A 668-nucleotide genomic window follows, 5' to 3' on the forward strand; every position below is an offset into this window, starting at 1 on the left:
CGGTAATTCGGCAACACCATGAAACCCAGGTTGGTCGCCCCCTGCAGCGCATCGGGTACTGAATAAGGCTGGCCGGAAACACCGTAGATCGAGCGGAAAATGCCTTCCACCATCAGCGTGATGCCGAAGGTCAGCAACAGGCCGTACAAGTGATCGAGTTTGTAGAGCCAGCGCAACATTGTCTTCTCGATCACGATACCGAACGCGCCGACGATCAGCGGCGCCAGGATCAGCATGAACCAGTAATTGATGTTGAAGTAAGTCAGCCCTATCCATGCGGCGAATGCGCCGAGCATGTACAAGGTGCCGTGAGCGAAGTTGATCACGTTGAGCAGGCCGAAGATGACGGCCAGGCCCAGCGACAGCATCGCGTAAAAAGACCCGTTGACGAGGCCCAGCAAAAGCTGGCTCAGCAGCGCGGTCAGGGGGATTCCGAATAATTCCATCTCAGCGTCGTCTGCAATAGTGGTTGATTAAAAAGCCTGAATGCGTCTCTGGACGCGCAGCGCTCAAACGCCCAGCAGCTCATTGAGTCTCTGCGTCTTGGACTCCAGCTCGGCAGCGGCAAACGACTCGACGATCTGGCCATGCTCCATCACATAGAAGCGATCGGCCAGCGGCGCCGCAAACCGGAAATTCTGTTCCACCATCACAATGGTGTAGCCCTT

At 56.3% G+C, this 668-nt stretch carries 2 pseudogenes; both read right to left on the reverse strand.

Annotated features, from left to right (window positions below):
* Positions 1 to 446 (reverse strand): annotated as a pseudogene (locus RV1423_RS28190) (branched-chain amino acid ABC transporter permease); the annotation flags it as partial.
* 63 nt (positions 447 to 509) lie between these two features.
* A pseudogene (locus tag RV1423_RS28195) lies at positions 510 to 668 on the reverse strand (ABC transporter ATP-binding protein); the annotation flags it as partial.

The organism is Herbaspirillum sp. RV1423 (assembly GCF_000577615.1).
Taxonomy (GTDB): Bacteria; Pseudomonadota; Gammaproteobacteria; order Burkholderiales; family Burkholderiaceae_D; genus Herbaspirillum.